The 13,770-nt window shown below is 65.2% G+C and carries 18 protein-coding genes; 8 read left to right on the top strand and 10 right to left on the bottom strand.

Features of this window, described 5'->3' with window-relative positions; all coding sequences use genetic code 11:
* Positions 1-8: 8 nt before the first annotated feature.
* Positions 9-680, bottom strand: a complete 672-nt coding sequence (locus HUTA_RS04070) for a ThuA domain-containing protein (RefSeq protein ID WP_015788593.1) — start codon at positions 678-680, stop codon at positions 9-11.
* A gap of 226 nt (positions 681-906) precedes the next feature.
* Between HUTA_RS04070 and HUTA_RS04065 the strand changes: the two genes are divergently transcribed.
* Genes HUTA_RS04065 through hflX form a run of 3 tightly spaced genes read left to right on the top strand, consistent with a single transcriptional unit; the run spans position 907 to position 3,093 of the window.
* Positions 907-1,251, top strand: coding sequence for a helix-turn-helix domain-containing protein (locus HUTA_RS04065; RefSeq protein WP_015788592.1), 345 nt, complete (start codon positions 907-909; stop codon positions 1,249-1,251).
* 3 nt (positions 1,252-1,254) lie between these two features.
* Positions 1,255-1,716 carry a type II toxin-antitoxin system VapC family toxin gene (locus HUTA_RS04060; RefSeq protein ID WP_015788591.1) on the top strand — a complete coding sequence of 154 codons (462 nt, stop codon included), beginning with the start codon at positions 1,255-1,257 and terminating at the stop codon, positions 1,714-1,716.
* 57 nt (positions 1,717-1,773) lie between these two features.
* On the top strand, positions 1,774-3,093 hold the full coding sequence (gene hflX / locus HUTA_RS04055; RefSeq protein ID WP_015788590.1) for a GTPase HflX: 1,320 nt from the start codon (positions 1,774-1,776) through the stop codon (positions 3,091-3,093).
* Positions 3,094-3,107: 14 nt separating this feature from the next.
* Here hflX and HUTA_RS04050 read toward each other — a convergent pair whose 3' ends face one another.
* Together HUTA_RS04050 and HUTA_RS04045 are read right to left on the bottom strand one after the other, a co-directional pair.
* The gene (locus HUTA_RS04050; RefSeq protein ID WP_015788589.1) at positions 3,108-3,554 is read right to left on the bottom strand and encodes an acyl-CoA thioesterase; all 447 of its coding nucleotides are present in this window, start codon (positions 3,552-3,554) and stop codon (positions 3,108-3,110) included.
* Between the two features lie 54 nt (positions 3,555-3,608).
* A complete protein-coding gene (locus HUTA_RS04045) occupies positions 3,609-5,060 on the bottom strand; it encodes a bifunctional ADP-dependent NAD(P)H-hydrate dehydratase/NAD(P)H-hydrate epimerase (protein ID WP_015788588.1) in 1,452 nt (483 codons plus the stop codon).
* Positions 5,061-5,169: 109 nt separating this feature from the next.
* Here HUTA_RS04045 and HUTA_RS15510 point away from each other — a divergent pair, with 109 nt between their 5' ends.
* A complete protein-coding gene (locus tag HUTA_RS15510) occupies positions 5,170-5,322 on the top strand; it encodes a hypothetical protein (protein WP_020936015.1) in 153 nt (50 codons plus the stop codon).
* 26 nt (positions 5,323-5,348) lie between these two features.
* Here the strand turns inward: HUTA_RS15510 and HUTA_RS04040 are convergent, their stop codons facing one another.
* Positions 5,349-5,627, bottom strand: a complete 279-nt coding sequence (locus tag HUTA_RS04040; RefSeq protein ID WP_049941181.1) for an acylphosphatase — start codon at positions 5,625-5,627, stop codon at positions 5,349-5,351.
* Between the two features lie 57 nt (positions 5,628-5,684).
* Positions 5,685-6,608 (bottom strand): DNA-3-methyladenine glycosylase family protein, encoded by a 924-nt coding sequence (locus tag HUTA_RS04035; protein ID WP_015788586.1) that lies wholly within the window; start codon positions 6,606-6,608, stop codon positions 5,685-5,687.
* A gap of 84 nt (positions 6,609-6,692) precedes the next feature.
* Between HUTA_RS04035 and HUTA_RS04030 the strand changes: the two genes are divergently transcribed.
* Positions 6,693-7,202, top strand: coding sequence for a DUF555 domain-containing protein (locus tag HUTA_RS04030; RefSeq protein ID WP_015788585.1), 510 nt, complete (start codon positions 6,693-6,695; stop codon positions 7,200-7,202).
* 178 nt (positions 7,203-7,380) lie between these two features.
* Here HUTA_RS04030 and HUTA_RS04025 read toward each other — a convergent pair whose 3' ends face one another.
* Complete coding sequence (locus HUTA_RS04025; RefSeq protein WP_015788584.1) at positions 7,381-7,620, bottom strand: UPF0058 family protein; 240 nt, start codon at positions 7,618-7,620, stop codon at positions 7,381-7,383.
* Positions 7,621-7,901: 281 nt separating this feature from the next.
* Here HUTA_RS04025 and HUTA_RS04020 point away from each other — a divergent pair, with 281 nt between their 5' ends.
* On the top strand, positions 7,902-8,306 hold the full coding sequence (locus HUTA_RS04020) for a translation initiation factor IF-2 subunit beta (protein ID WP_049941180.1): 405 nt from the start codon (positions 7,902-7,904) through the stop codon (positions 8,304-8,306).
* A gap of 41 nt (positions 8,307-8,347) precedes the next feature.
* On the opposite strand, the gene HUTA_RS04015 is transcribed toward HUTA_RS04020, so the two are convergent.
* Together HUTA_RS04015 and trxA are read right to left on the bottom strand one after the other, a co-directional pair.
* Positions 8,348-8,527, bottom strand: a complete 180-nt coding sequence (locus HUTA_RS04015) for a DUF7836 family putative zinc-binding protein (RefSeq protein WP_015788582.1) — start codon at positions 8,525-8,527, stop codon at positions 8,348-8,350.
* A gap of 89 nt (positions 8,528-8,616) precedes the next feature.
* Complete coding sequence (gene trxA, locus HUTA_RS04010) at positions 8,617-9,027, bottom strand: thioredoxin (protein WP_015788581.1); 411 nt, start codon at positions 9,025-9,027, stop codon at positions 8,617-8,619.
* 244 nt (positions 9,028-9,271) lie between these two features.
* Between trxA and HUTA_RS04005 the strand changes: the two genes are divergently transcribed.
* Positions 9,272-9,676, top strand: a complete 405-nt coding sequence (locus tag HUTA_RS04005) for a helix-turn-helix domain-containing protein (RefSeq protein ID WP_015788580.1) — start codon at positions 9,272-9,274, stop codon at positions 9,674-9,676.
* A gap of 131 nt (positions 9,677-9,807) precedes the next feature.
* Entirely contained in the window at positions 9,808-10,608 is an 801-nt protein-coding gene (locus tag HUTA_RS04000; protein WP_015788579.1) for a J domain-containing protein, read from the top strand.
* Positions 10,609-10,637: 29 nt separating this feature from the next.
* Here the strand turns inward: HUTA_RS04000 and menD are convergent, their stop codons facing one another.
* Both menD and HUTA_RS03990 read right to left on the bottom strand, forming a co-directional pair.
* The gene (gene menD / locus HUTA_RS03995; RefSeq protein ID WP_015788578.1) at positions 10,638-12,395 is read right to left on the bottom strand and encodes a 2-succinyl-5-enolpyruvyl-6-hydroxy-3-cyclohexene-1-carboxylic-acid synthase; all 1,758 of its coding nucleotides are present in this window, start codon (positions 12,393-12,395) and stop codon (positions 10,638-10,640) included.
* Positions 12,392-13,747 carry an isochorismate synthase gene (locus tag HUTA_RS03990; RefSeq protein WP_015788577.1) on the bottom strand — a complete coding sequence of 452 codons (1,356 nt, stop codon included), beginning with the start codon at positions 13,745-13,747 and terminating at the stop codon, positions 12,392-12,394. The genes menD and HUTA_RS03990 overlap by 4 nt, the downstream gene beginning before the upstream one ends.
* Positions 13,748-13,770 lie beyond the last annotated feature (23 nt).

Here is a 13,770-nt window from a genome sequence, read left to right as displayed (position 1 = left end):
TGATTGATTTACGCCCGGCCGCCGGCCCACCGCACGCCGGCTCCGAGTAGCGCCCGTGAGTCCCCTTCAAACGCAGACCGGAAGTGCCCGAGCGCAGTATAGAAGGACCGACCGTCGCCGTAGGATTGCACCCAGGCGACCGGCATGTCGCCCAGATCGGGGTGGTCCATCCGCGCGAGGACGCGCACGTCGTCGGTGACGACCTCGTAGGGTTCGTCGTAGGCCTGGAAGTCCGAACGGTTGATCGTGATCGGGTGGTGGGAGTCGACGATCCGGACGTCGAAGGCTTGCGGCTCGGGATGCTGGATGAATCGCCCGCCGATGAGTGCCTCGAGTTCGGGGTTTGGCTCCTCGCGCTCCCCGACGACGTCGTCGGGGTCTTCGGGCACGGTGGTCGTCAGGGCCGCCGCGCCGTGGACGCCCGCGTACCCGCCGCCGCTCTCGACGAATTCGAGCAGCCCCGACAGCTGGGCGTCGGTCATCTCGCTGTCGGTCGTGTAGTCGATGCAGACGTCGTACTCGCTGTCGGGCAGCGCTGCGAGTTCCTCGCGGTCGGTCGTCGTCTCCGCGTCGATGCCTTCGGCCGCCAGCGCGGCCTCGATGTGCGGGCCGAGTTCCTCGATATCGTGGAACGGGAACGCCGTGCCGCCGAGGAGGAGTGCCTGCAGATTTTGGGTCATTGCTCTGCCCCCGTGTGATCGTGTACAGTCATCGTCTGCCGGCCACGTTCGTTCGGCACGCACAAAGAAACGCCGGTCGTGTGGGGGTTGTGTTCATAGAATGTATTGCAAGCTAACTATACCTACCTGTGTGTTGATAATGTCTGACTGTAGGCTGCTATGTCAGCTATTCTTTGGCCAATCCGTCCGAGAAAGATTTTTCATTCCTACGTGCGTAGGGTTGGATATGGGGAAACCAGGCCCGAATCCGGAAGTCGTCGCCGAGGACGTACTCGAAGTCTTCCGCGATCGTGCTGACGATAGCGAGCCGCTTACCGCCCCGGAGATTTCGGACGATCTCAACTGCTCGCGGCGGACAGTGCTCGACCGGCTCCACGAACTGGCGGAGCGTGGCCACATCACGAGCAAAAAGGTTGGTGGGCGGAGCCGTGTGTGGTGGATCTCGGACGACAATGTATCAGCGCACGATTTCCCGGTGGACGATCCGCTGTTCAGCGGCGAGCCATTGCTTTCGCCGGACGACCCGGTCGACGAGACCGAGATCGACGACGTTCTCTACAGCGAGGGCTGAGACGTGTCGCGGACTGTTGATCCCGGCGCGATACCGCTTTTTATCGACACCGGTGCGTTTTACGCCCGGTTCGTAGGGACAGCACAACGGCACGATCGTGCCACCGCGGTGTTCGAAGCGATCGGCACCGGGGAGGTTGCGTATCGGCCGCTGTATACGTCGACCTACGTCCTCGACGAACTGGCGACACTCATCCTGAGCCATCGGGACCACGACGCTGCGACCGCCGCGCTCGAGCGCGTTCGCGAGTCACCGACGACCGTCATCCAGCCGGGCCGGGCGGACTTCGACCGGGCCTGCGAGGAGTTCGCACGCTACGACGATCACGAGATCTCATTCACGGACCACATGAGCGGCGTCCTGGCCGACGACCGAGATATCGAGCACGTGTTCACGTTCGATCCCGATCACTTCCGAACGCTTGGGTTCACGGCCGTTCCCGACGACACCGGCGAGGGACTTTGAGCCACCCACCGAAAATCGACGCAAACTTAAATATCGGTAGGCCGTAGCACGGAGTGAGTGACCGGAACAGACCGACCTACCGACGGCGCGATCGTCGTCAAGCGGGTCGACGAGGGATCCGCCGACACGACCGAAATCAAGCGACTCGCCGACGCCGCGGGCTACGACGTCCTGGCGACGCTCACCCAGACGCGGACCGAGGACCCCGCCTACCATGTGGGGGAGGGCAAGGCCGCCGAGATCGCCGAAGAGCTCCGGGCTCGCGACGCAACAGTCGTCATCTTCGACAACCAACTCGGGCCCTACCAAACGTACAACCTCGGCACCGAGTTCCCCGAGGGCGTCCAACTCCTGGATCGGTTTCGGCTAATCCTCGAAATCTTCGGCCAGCGCGCCCAGACCCGGAAGGCCCAGTTGCAGGTCGAACTCGCGGAACTCCGGTACGAACTCCCGCGGGCGGAGGCCAAGGCCAGCCTCGCCCGGCGCGAGGAGCACCCGGGGTTCATGGGGCTGGGGGAGTACGACGAGAGCCGCGAGCAGGACATCAAAAACCGGATCTCACGGATCCGCGACGAACTCGAGAAGATCGAACGGACCGACGAGCACCGTCGCGAACAGCGCCGGGAGTCGGGCTTCGATCTCGTGGCGCTTGCGGGCTACACGAACGCCGGGAAGTCGACGCTGCTTCGCCGGCTGGCGGAAGATCTGGACGTCGACGAGAACGAGGACGTCCATCCGGATCTCGACGAGACGGCCGAGTCGGAGGATCGGCTGTTCACGACGCTGGGAACCACGACCCGCCGGGCCGACTTCGATCGCCGGGACGTGCTCGTGACCGACACGGTCGGGTTCATTTCCGATCTGCCCCACTGGCTGGTCGAATCCTTCAAGTCCACGCTGGGCTCGGTCTATCAGGCCGACCTCGTCCTGCTGGTGGTCGACGTGGGCGAGTCCGTCGAGTCGATCCGCGAGAAGCTGGTCACGGCCCACGACACGCTCTACGAGCGCAACGAGGCCCCGATCCTGACCGTCCTCAACAAGATCGACACCGTCGAGGCGGCGGAACTCGACCGCAAGCGCGAGGCCCTCTCGGCGCTCGCGCCGAATCCCGTCGCTGTCAGTGCCAGGACCGGGGAGAACGTCGACGCGCTCCGCGAGCGGATCGACGAGTCGTTGCCGGAACTCGAACACGAACGCCTCGTCCTCCCGATGACCGACGACGCGATGAGCGTCGTCTCCTGGATCCACGACCACGCCCACGTCGAGGATGTCGACTACGGCGAGGAAGTCGTCGTCGAGTTCGAGGGTCGGCCCGCTGTCGTCGAACAGTCACGGGCGAAGGCTAGCGATCTCGTCCCCGCGGAGTCGGCGTCCTGAGTTTGGTTTTCCGCTCAGCTGTCATCGCGCTCGCGTTCGAGTGCCCGCTCGCGGAGTCGCCGGCAGCGGTCGCTGCCGACCGAGAGATCGGGGACCTCGACTGGCTTGCCGTCCTCGTCGATGGCGACGAAGACGAACCGTGACTTCGTCGTCGGCTCTCGCTCACCCGTCCGGGGGTTCTCGCGGGCGGCGTCGAGTGCCACCTTGACGCTGGTTCGACCCGTCTCGTAGGCGTAGGATTCGATGATCACGGTCTCGCCGGTCGGGACCGGCCGGTTGAAGTTCATCTGGTCGATGGAGGCCGTGACGCAGGGCTCGTTCGCGGCGCGCATCGCCGACATCGCGCCGAGTTCGTCCATCCACTTCATCACGTTGCCGCCGTGGACGGTCCCGTAGTTGTTTGCGTGGTTGGGCTGGACGCGCCAGCGGTTCTCAAGGTAGGTTTCGCTGATCGTCGGCATGGGTCGGTTTCAGGCCAGCCAGATGTTGATTCTATCGACCGGCTGTCGACGGGTTCAGGGCTGTTCGTCCCACATCGCCGTCGGGACGCGATCCAGCAGGTCACTCGCGACGAGCCCGTATCCCCGCTCCTCGACGACGAGATCGCCTGCCCGGCCGGTGACGTACGCCCCCAGCGAGGCCGCCGGGTGCGGGTCCAGCGTCGCCGCGAGCGCACCCGTGACGCCCGCGAGCACGTCGCCGGTCCCGCCAACGGTCATGCCGGGGTTGCCGGTCCGACTGACTCGCGTCGATTTGCCGTCCGAGATGATATCCGCCGGCCCCTTCACGAGCAGCGTCATCCCGAGTTCGGCTGCCAACTCCGCCACGTTCTCGGCCCGCGTCTCCCAGTCGGCCGCGTCCTGGCCGCCCATGCGCTCGAACTCGCCCCGGTGGGGCGTACAGATCAGGGTAGCCTCGGTCTCAACGTCCGGCACGACCCGAAGGGCGTCGGCGTCGACGACTGCGGTTCCTTCAAAGTCCGCGAGGAACGCCTCGACGGCCGAAAGCGTCGCCTCGCCGGCACCCAGTCCGGGACCGAGGACCACGCTGTCGTGATCGGCCGCCAGGTCGAGTAGCGGGTCGACGGCGGGTTCAGTGAGCTGGGTGCCGTCGAAGGGCCGGACGATCAGGTCCTCGCTGTAGCCCTGCACTTCGTCGGCGATGGCGGCCGGGACGGCGACCCGGACGAGGTCCGCGCCCGATCGAAGCGCCGACTGGGCCGCGAGTGCCGGCGCGCCGGTGTAGGGTCCGCCGCCGATCACCAGCACCTCGCCGAAGTCGCCCTTGTGACTGTCCGCGGGCCGCGAGAGCCGAAGGAGATCGCCGCGCTCGACGAAGTACTCCGCGCCGGGTGGAACGCCGATGTCGGCCACGTCGACCGGGACGCCGAGCTCACTGAGGCCCGGCTTGGGCTTGTGAAAGGTGACGACGCGGTCGGGGCGGACGGCACCGTCGGCGAGGGCCGCAGTCGACGCGTCGAGTCCGGAGGGGACGTCGAGACTCACGACTGTCGCGTCCGCCTCGTTGATCGCTCCGGCGGCGGTCGCCACTGGCTCCCGGAGCGCACCCGAGATCCCCGTTCCAAGCATCGCGTCGACGATCACGTCCGGGTCCGAGAGATCGAACGCCGTCGAGTCGCCGATCGTCCGGGTTTCCACGGTCGAGCGCTCGAGAGCGTCCCAGTTCTCGCGGGCAATGTCGGTCCCGATGTCGTCGGGATCGCCCAGAAGCGTGACGCGACAGTCGTACGCGCCGAGGAACCGTGCCGCGACGAGCGCGTCCCCGCCGTTGTTGCCACGGCCGGCCACGATCTCGATCCGATCGTCGGCGTCGGCGACATCGCGGATCACTCCAGCGGCGGCGTTGCCGGCCGATTCCATGAGTTGTTTCCGGGTTACACCCAGCGCGGCGGCATTTGCGTCGACGATGGCGATCTCCCGGCCGGTGAGTTCGCTCCCGAAGGTCATGGCCGGGGGTTCGAACGCTCGGCGGTTAACAGTTCAGCATTATCAGCGATTGAAGGTGGATCCGGATGCTTTTCGGCGTCGATGAGCAACTATTCCGTGCATGCCGCTGATGTCAGATGACGACTTCTCCATCCACGACGACGACTGCGAGAAGCAAGAGAGCGGCTGGATGCCTGTCTCGGATCTGCCGGACGAGGTCACCTCCATGGACGACCTCGACTGTGCGTGCTGGGAGGAGTACGATTCGATCGCCGAGATTTGATCGGCCGCCGGGCCGCCATTCGACTGTCACCGTCTGATCTCGAAGCCGTCCAGTCCCTGGGGCTCCTCGTGCGTCACCTCGACTTCGTCCACCCGGGCCGCCGGACTGCCCTCGTGACAGAACTCGACCATCGCGTCGACTGCCGACTCGCTCCCCTCGAAGACTGCCTCGACACGGCCGTCGGGCAGGTTCTTCACCCAGCCGTCGACGCCGTGCTCCTCGGCTGTGTCGCGGGTCGTCGCCCGGAAGAAAACGCCCTGTACGTTGCCGGAGACGTGGACGTGTGCGCGAACTTGATCACTCATGTGCTGCAGTTCGGACGCCGAGGCAAAAATGCTACTCCCGGGTGTCATCTGTCGTCCTCACTCAGCCGACCCGCCGCCGTTACGGAGATGATGAAAGACGTACGTCTGGGCGTAGCCGGCGTACTGCCCGCCGAAGCGCTCCCGAATCGCTCGTGAGGTCTCGGCGTAGGACCCGCGGTCACACTCGGGGTAGTACTCCTCGATCGTCGACCGGATCCAGGTGTCAAGCGGGACCGCCTCGACGAATCCCAGCGAGAACAACAGGACGCAATCGGCCACCTTCTCGCCGACGCCGACGAACTGGGTGAGATACTCCCGGGCGTCTTCGTATGCCAGGTCCGTCGCCTCCTGGGGGTGGGCCGTCCCCTCCGCGACCATCTCGGCCGTCCGCTGAACGTAGGGCGCGCGATAACCGAGGCCAAGGTCCCGAAGGTCCGCTTCAGTGGCCTCGGCGAGTCGGGCGGGCGTCGGAAAGGCATGGTACTCCACCCCGTCGAAGGTGACGGACTCGCCGAAGCGCTCCTCCAGCGCGCGCTGCATCTCGTGAATCCGGCCGATCCGCATCTGGGCCGAGCAGATGAACGCGATCAGCGTCGCGAAGGGAGGATCGCGGACAAGCCGCAGCCCCCAGTACCGATCAAAGGCTGCGTCAAGCAGCGGATCGTCGGGCGTCGCCGCCCGGATCGCGGGCAGATCATCGTCCAGCCGGAGACGGCGTCGTAGCGTTTCCTCGGCGTCGAAACTCGCCTCCCACTCCAACCGGTCGTCGATCTGCCGGACGCGGACGACCCCTGTGGTGGGAGCGTCAGCACCCTCGTCCCCGCCGACGACTGTTGCATACCACGCGTCGCCGCCGTACGCCTCGTCGTCCTCGTAGGTTCGGCCGTCCTCCCGGACCCAGCGGAAGCTCTGGCCGCTCTCGACCGTCGACTGGAGATCGAACGGGCCGACCGACGGAAGCGACAGGGTTCCGCGGTGCATGCCTGGTCTCGGGGTGAGCGTGCCTTGTCGGTTTCGCGTTCGACCGGGCTAACCTTCTTATCACAGGCGGGCAAACTCGTTTACATGAACTGTCGAGTTGTCGTCGAAGCGGCAGTCCCCGTTTACGACGTCGAAACCGCAGACGAGGCCGTTCGCATCGCCATCTCGAAGACAGGGGAGATGCTCAATCCGGATCTCAACTACGTCGAGATCAACATGAGCGGGCGTCACTGTCCCCACTGCGGCGAGGAACTCGATCCGGCGTTCATCGCTGCTGACGAGAGTCTCGTCGCCCTCGAACTCGAGATGACGGTGTTCAACGTCGAACGAGACGAACACGCCGCCCGGATCGCTCGCAAGGAGATCGGCCAGCGACTCGAAAACATCCCGCTCGAGATCGTCGAGATCGAGGAGATGGAAGACGAGGACGACAAGACTACCGAGGATGACAGTGACGGAAGTGAAATGATCGACTCGACTGAGGCGGAATCGACGGCTGCCTCCGAGCGCGCCGAGAGGTCCGAAACTGATGCGGATGACGACGACAGGGACGACGACGTCCTGCCGGAGTTCGAGGAACTGATCGACGAGTAACGCACCCCTTCATGGACTGACGCCCGATCTTGGCTCCTTGCCGAGTACGCAGACAACTCGATTGCTTCAACAACGGTGCTTCGCCGATCACGGCAAAAGCGAGCGCGACGTACTGCAACTGAAGCAGCCGCTGTCGACCGTGAGATGCCGAAAACTGTCGGGTCGCTTCCCAGCAGGATCAGTCAGCAGCCGCGGAGACGCGCTCGGTGTCCGTCGTGGATTCGAGTTCCCCGGTGATGCCCTCGGCGAGTGCGAACACGGCAGCCTTGTGGTCCGTCTTGGACTTGTGGATGGACGTCGGCTTCACACCGAGCTCCGTGTATCGCTGGTGCTCGACTTCGGTGTCGAGTGTTTGTTCGTAGTGATCGCGTACCTGTGCAAGCAGGCCATGAAGATGGATGAGCTCCTGCTTTTTCATAGTCACTCGTTGGTAACGACTGGAGGGTTATAGTAGTATCCTGAGTACTGTTACCACACTTCTCCGGGGGAGAGGGCGTTCCTAACGGTTGATTTCGATAGTTCTGTCGAGCCGTGGGGGTTCGTCTACCGACACAAACATAGCAAATTTAGGTGATGGTTCCCGGCCTCAGTACGGGTATACACTGGTGATCATCGACGGAGAGCGGCCCAGACTGGGCGTCGGGCGTCGTTTCGGCTCGGTTTGAAAGATTTTTATTCAGCCGATGACGACCTACAGGCATGGACTACGATGACATGCTCGATCGGGCGATCGAGGACACGCCGGACATCGAGTCAGGGTCCGACCGGTTCGACGTGCCCGATCCGGACGTCCGCCAGGAAGGGAACATGACGGTCTACGAGAACTTCCAGGCGACGGTGCGTCGCCTCGACCGCGAGGAGGAGCACGTCATGAAGTTCCTCCAGGACGAACTTGGCACCAGCGGCCACATCGACGAGAGCGGTCGCGCCCGACTGACGGGTGAGTTCGGTGAGCGCCGGATCCGCGAGGCTATCGACGCCTACACCGAGGAGTTCGTCATCTGTTCGGAGTGTGGCCTCCCGGACACGCGGCTCATCCGTGAGCAAGGCGCGATATTGCTCCGGTGTGAGGCCTGCGGCGCGCGGTCGGCCACCAGCGGGTAGCCGGACCGGTTTTCACAGAGCTCGACGGCGACCGTGGCAGGTCAGTGTAACTCCTGGAGCGTTTCGAGGTCGCGGTCGGTCCGCATGAACTCCGAGAGTCGGCGCTGTTCGTCACAGTCAGGGCACGCGAACAGTTTCTCGGGGGCCGGAAGATCGCGCGGCGTCGATTCCCACTCTTTGCGGCACTCGGGACAGACGAGTCTGACGTACGCTTCCTCCATCGATGGGTATGTATGGCACACCCACGGAAATAAGACTTGTTGCCGTCGAACCGGTCACCGCGGTGGGCGTCTCAGTCGAAGTGGTCCGCTCAGTCCGAGCCGTGTCGTTCGAGCAGGCTCCGATAGTGGCTCTGATCGCGGACGCCGACGACCTGTTCGGCGACCTCGCCACCGGCGAAGACGATCACCGTCGGGACGCCGCGAACCTGGTACTGGCTGGCGAGTTGCTGGTGGGCGTCGACGTCGACTTTGGCGACCGCCGCGTCCGTGTCGGCGGCGAGTTCCTCGACGATCGGCTCCAGCATCTTGCACGGACCACACCAGTCCGCGTAGAAGTCAGCCAGGACGACGTCGTGGGTCCCGACGACCTCGTTGAACTGCTCGGTACTTTCGACGTGAATCGGCTCGTTCGGGGCGCTCGTCTGCTCTGATTGGTCCTGTTGCATGAGTTGCTCTTTCCTGCGTTGTTTGATCGCTTCGATGTCGTCACCGCCGGTCATAGCAACCCGTCCTAGGCCGTCCCGGGGCTTAAGTATTGTGAATGGATCATACAATACCGTGGCGAACTATCCTCGTGGTGAACGGTCAGATTATGGGACATTCTCGGCCGACTGCTGGGTTATCTGCGGTCTCCACCGTCTGGTCGTCGGGTGACGGACTCACGAGGAGCGGCCAGGACAGTTCTAGAGTGATGTACACCACTCACAACACTTTTGAACACACTTCGCCTACATCGGGCTACGAATGTCAGACTCGATCAGTGAGTACCTCAAACAGGACATGGAGTGTGAGGGGTTGCTGGAATGCATCCATGGACTCAAGGAACTCGACAGGGACGTGTTCATGACCTTGACCGCGCGGACTGATCCGATGACGATCGACGAGATCGCGGATGCCGTCGATCGGGAGCGGTCGACTGCCTACCGGGCGGTCCAGCGCCTGCTCCAGTCGGGGTTCATCCAGAAAGAACAGGTCAACTACGATCAAGGTGGGTACTATCACGTCTACCACCCGACGGATCCCGACCAGATCGCGGATCAGATGCAACGGACGCTCAACGACTGGTACGCCAAGATGGGCCAACTCATCGGCGAGTTCCGTGAGAAGTACGACGCGGAGACGGCGATGGACTCGACGGCTGACACTTGAGGGGGCCGCGACGCACGTACTGCGATCCTGTTTGATGGTGTCAGCGTCGCTCTGGGGCGGGTGTCCAGGCCGGTGGTGACCGACGGATGTTTATATGTCGGCCTGAGTTACATCGGGCAGGTTCCCGTCGGATGGCCCGAACGTACTACGAGATCCTGGGCGTCGACGAGTCGGCGTCGACTGCCGAGATCGAGGCCGCCTATCGCGACCGGCTCAAGGAGACACATCCCGACGTCACTGACGATCCGAACGCGACCGATACGGTCCAGGAAGTCATCGACGCCAGGGACGTGCTGACTGACGAAGCCGAGCGGGCCCGCTACGACCGGTTAGGTCACGAGGCGTACGTCGCCGGCGATCTCACTGGTACAGCGACGGCCTCTACCAGCAGTTCGACCACGGGAAGGACTGCAACCCAGTCCTCCAGAGCCAGCCGGAGTCAATCCACGAGCGACCCGTCGTCCGTCGGCCGGGATGGACAGGCCCGCAATGGAACGGGTGAGAATCCCTGGACTGAACCACCCAATCAGGCTGGCACAGAGCGCGCGTGGTCGAGTGGTTCGGGGGATGTGGCCGCCCACCCGTCAGACCCGAACGCGGTCCGGTGGAGTCGGCTGTTCCCACCCGGTCAGTCGGTCGTCTTGCTGCTCGCGTCGTTCATCTGTTACCCGCCGTTTTTGCTGTTCAGCATCTACCCGCCGTTTCCGGTCGTCATCAATTTCGTCGTGTTGCTGTGTACCCTGGTGCTCGTCGGCTATCTGATCTCCCTCCCCGAGGTCGGCATCCTCGTGTTCGGGTTCTGGGGGGTCGTCACAGCGGGTGCTATTCTGACTGGCGCGCTCGGTGTGATCACACTCCCGGGCGTCCTCGCAATCACGGCGACCTGGCTCCCGCTCGGGCTTTCGATCGTGGTGTTTCGCCTGGTTCGGTAGTCGAGCTGTCGGCGGAACGCCGCGGCTGTTCACTGCAGTTCGGCTCGCACGTCCTCGTGGATCGCGTCTCGGATCCGATGACTTTCCTCGGCGTCGAGGGTGACTTCGATGATCTGCGTGCCGGGGGCCGAAAGCGACTCCCCGAAGAGCGAGTCGAACGCCGCAAGCGAGTCGGCACGGACGAACTCGGCGTCGTAAAGGTCCTCGACTGGCGAAAAATCCAGGCCGTGTGGCGTCTTGAAGAACTCACTGAACGGCGGGTTGAAGTCCTCGATGGGCAGCATGTGGAAGATCCCACCGCCGTCGTTGTTGAGCAGGACGATCGTCGCCGCCACGTCGGCGCGCGCCAGCGCGAGCAAGCCGTTCATGTCGTGATAGAACGACAGATCGCCGAGGACGGCCACCAGCGGGCCCTCGGCGGCACTTCCGGCACCCAGTGCCGTGCTGGTGACGCCGTCGATCCCGCTCACGCCGCGATTACCCAGGACACGAACGGCCGCCGGCCGCGGCTGTCCGAACCGATCGAGATCCCGGACGGGCATGCTATTGCCGACCACCAGTGTGGTGGTATCCGGAACCGTCGCCGCCACCGTCGAAAGCACCGCCCCTTCGAAGGAACCATCCGCGGTCCGCCGGTCGAGCAGCGACCAGTATTCGCTCTCGGCGCGCTCGAACCGCTCGCGCCACCCGCTGTTGCCTCCAGTCGCGATCCGGTCGGACAGCCGCCCGGCCAGCCGGGTCGGATCGGCCACCAGTAGGTCACTCGCGGTAAACTCCGCTTCCGGCCACTCGCCGGCTGAATCGACGACGAACTGGCGCGCCTCGCTATCCCGGAGGTAGTGTCTCAGGATCTTCGAGGTGGGCGAGGCACCGAATCGGACGACGGTGTCGGGCTCCGGCCACCCCCACTCCCCGCAGGCATCGAGATACGAATCGTAGCCGCCACAGATCGGTACGTCCTCGCCGTGGCCGAACCGGTGGCCCGAGAGCGGATCGGCCAGCACGGGAAAGTCGGTTGCGCGGGCGAGTGCCGCCAGGGCGTCCCTGGCTGGCGTCGGCTGACTCGCCGGGCCAGCGACGATGAGTCCCCGGTCGCTTCCCTCGATGGCGTCGACGACGTCGTCGAGATCATTGTCCGCGAGTGCTGGCGTCCCTTGAGAGACCTCGACGAACGGTCCGTCGCGTCCGTCGACCGCCAGGGGCGCGCGCTCGGCGAGGTCGTCGGGGACGTCACCCTCGACGTGGACCGGTTCGAGCGGCTTTCGGAAGGGGACGTTGAGATGAACCGGGCCGGGCGGCGTCCCCGTCGCGTCGGCGACTGCCCGGGCTGCGGTCACGCGAAGCGAGCGCAGCGCCCGTGGCCGCGGTGCCGGTTCGGGCAGCGTCCGGTAGCGGCGGACGGCCGACCCGTACAGCTTCGTCTGATCGGCCGTCTGGTTCGCCCCGCTGTCCTGGAGTTCGGGCGGTCGATCGGCCGTGAGGACGACCAGTGGTACCCGCCCCTCGTCGGCCTCCATCACCGCGGGGTGGAGATTTGCCGTCGCCGTCCCGGATGTCGTGACGACGGCGGTCGGCTTGCCGGTCTGTCGACCCCGACCGAGTGCGAAAAACGCGGCCGAGCGTTCGTCGAGCAGCGAGACCGCATCGACATCTTCGTGGGCCGCGAAGGCACTGGTCAGCGGCGTCGACCGGCTCCCCGGTGCGAGACAGGCGTACTCGACACCGGCGGCGGCGAGTTCCTCGACGAGGACGGTCGCCCACAGCGTGTTCCGGTTGGGGGCCGTCATCGTAGTGCGTCCAGGATTGGGCGGTACTTGAGCTGTATCTCGTCCCACTCGGCGTCCGGATCGCTATCGGCGACGATGCCGGCCCCGGCAAACAGCGTCGCTTCGCGATCGTGGGCCAGCGCCGACCGGATCCCGACGGCGAACTCGCCGTCACCGGCCGCGTCGAACCACCCGATCGGGGCAGCATACCACCCGCGGTCGAAGGCCTCCGACTCTTGAATCGCCGCCAGCGCGTCGTCCGGCGGCAGTCCGCCGACGGCCGGCGTTGGATGCAACGCTTCGACCAGCGAGAGGACGTGGACCTCCTCATCAAGGGTCGCCTCGATCGGCGTCTGGAGGTGCTGGACGGTCGCGAGTTGCCTGACAGTTCGCTCGCCGGTCTCGACGTGGTCGGCGAAGTCGTCGAGTTGCGCCCTGATGGCCTCGACGACGAGCGCGTGCTCGTGGCCGTCTTTGGGACTCGCAGTGAGCTCCTCGGCGAGCCACTCGTCTTCGGCCCGCGTCTCTCCGCGACCGATCGAGCCAGCCAGCGCCGTCGTCTGTACCCGGCGACCGTCCCGTCTGAGTAGCCGTTCGGGGGTCGCCCCGAAGAACGTCCCCGATCCGGCCGCCGCCGGCGCGAACCCGAAGCGATAGCAGTCGGGGTAGGTTTCCCCGAGTCGATCGAGCGCGGCCGGAACCGACAGCGGGCCGGCCAGTTCGACGGTCTGTGCGCCGGCCAGGACGACCTTCCGGAGGTCGCCCCGATCGATGCGTTCGACGGCAGCCCCGACTTGCTCGGCCCACGCCTCGCGCTCGGGGATCTGTGAGCGGGCAGCGATCCCCGGCGGCCGTGATGCTGTCGGGTGAGCGTCCGTCAGTCGAGATTCCCACCGGTTGCGGGCCGCCTCGGCGGTGGTCGCCGCGTCCGGGCCGACGGCAGCGGTCGTCAACCAGGTCTCGCCGTCGCGTTCGATCACCGAGACCGTCGGGAGGTGAAAGTACGCGTCCGGAAACCCGGTCCAGTCAGCGTCAGCGTGGCGGTCTGTGCCCCCGCTGTGGAACGAAAATCCGCCGAACAGTCGCGGGCGAGCGAACGCCGGGAGGATCTCGGAAACGTCCCGGTCGGCGAAGAGGCTGGCTGCCTGGCGACGGACCCGCTCGAACCGATCCCCGCTCGTTGCCGTGATCGTCGCCACGGTGCCCGTTGTCGCGATCGTCTCCTCGGGGCCGGCCCAGGCCGTCCACGGCCGCTTCTCGACATCCCCAGCGAGTAACGTGGCCGGATCGACGGCGTCGAGTTGGCAGCCACGGACGGCGAGAATCTCGCCGGCGTGTTCGGTCCCGACTGCGTCGGCACGCACTGACTCCATCTTCCCGTACTAGGGGCACAATC

Source organism: Halorhabdus utahensis DSM 12940, from assembly GCF_000023945.1.
Taxonomy (GTDB): Archaea; Halobacteriota; Halobacteria; order Halobacteriales; family Haloarculaceae; genus Halorhabdus; species Halorhabdus utahensis.
Note: the sequence above shows the minus strand (reverse complement) of the source record. Positions and strands in the feature narration are given on the sequence as shown.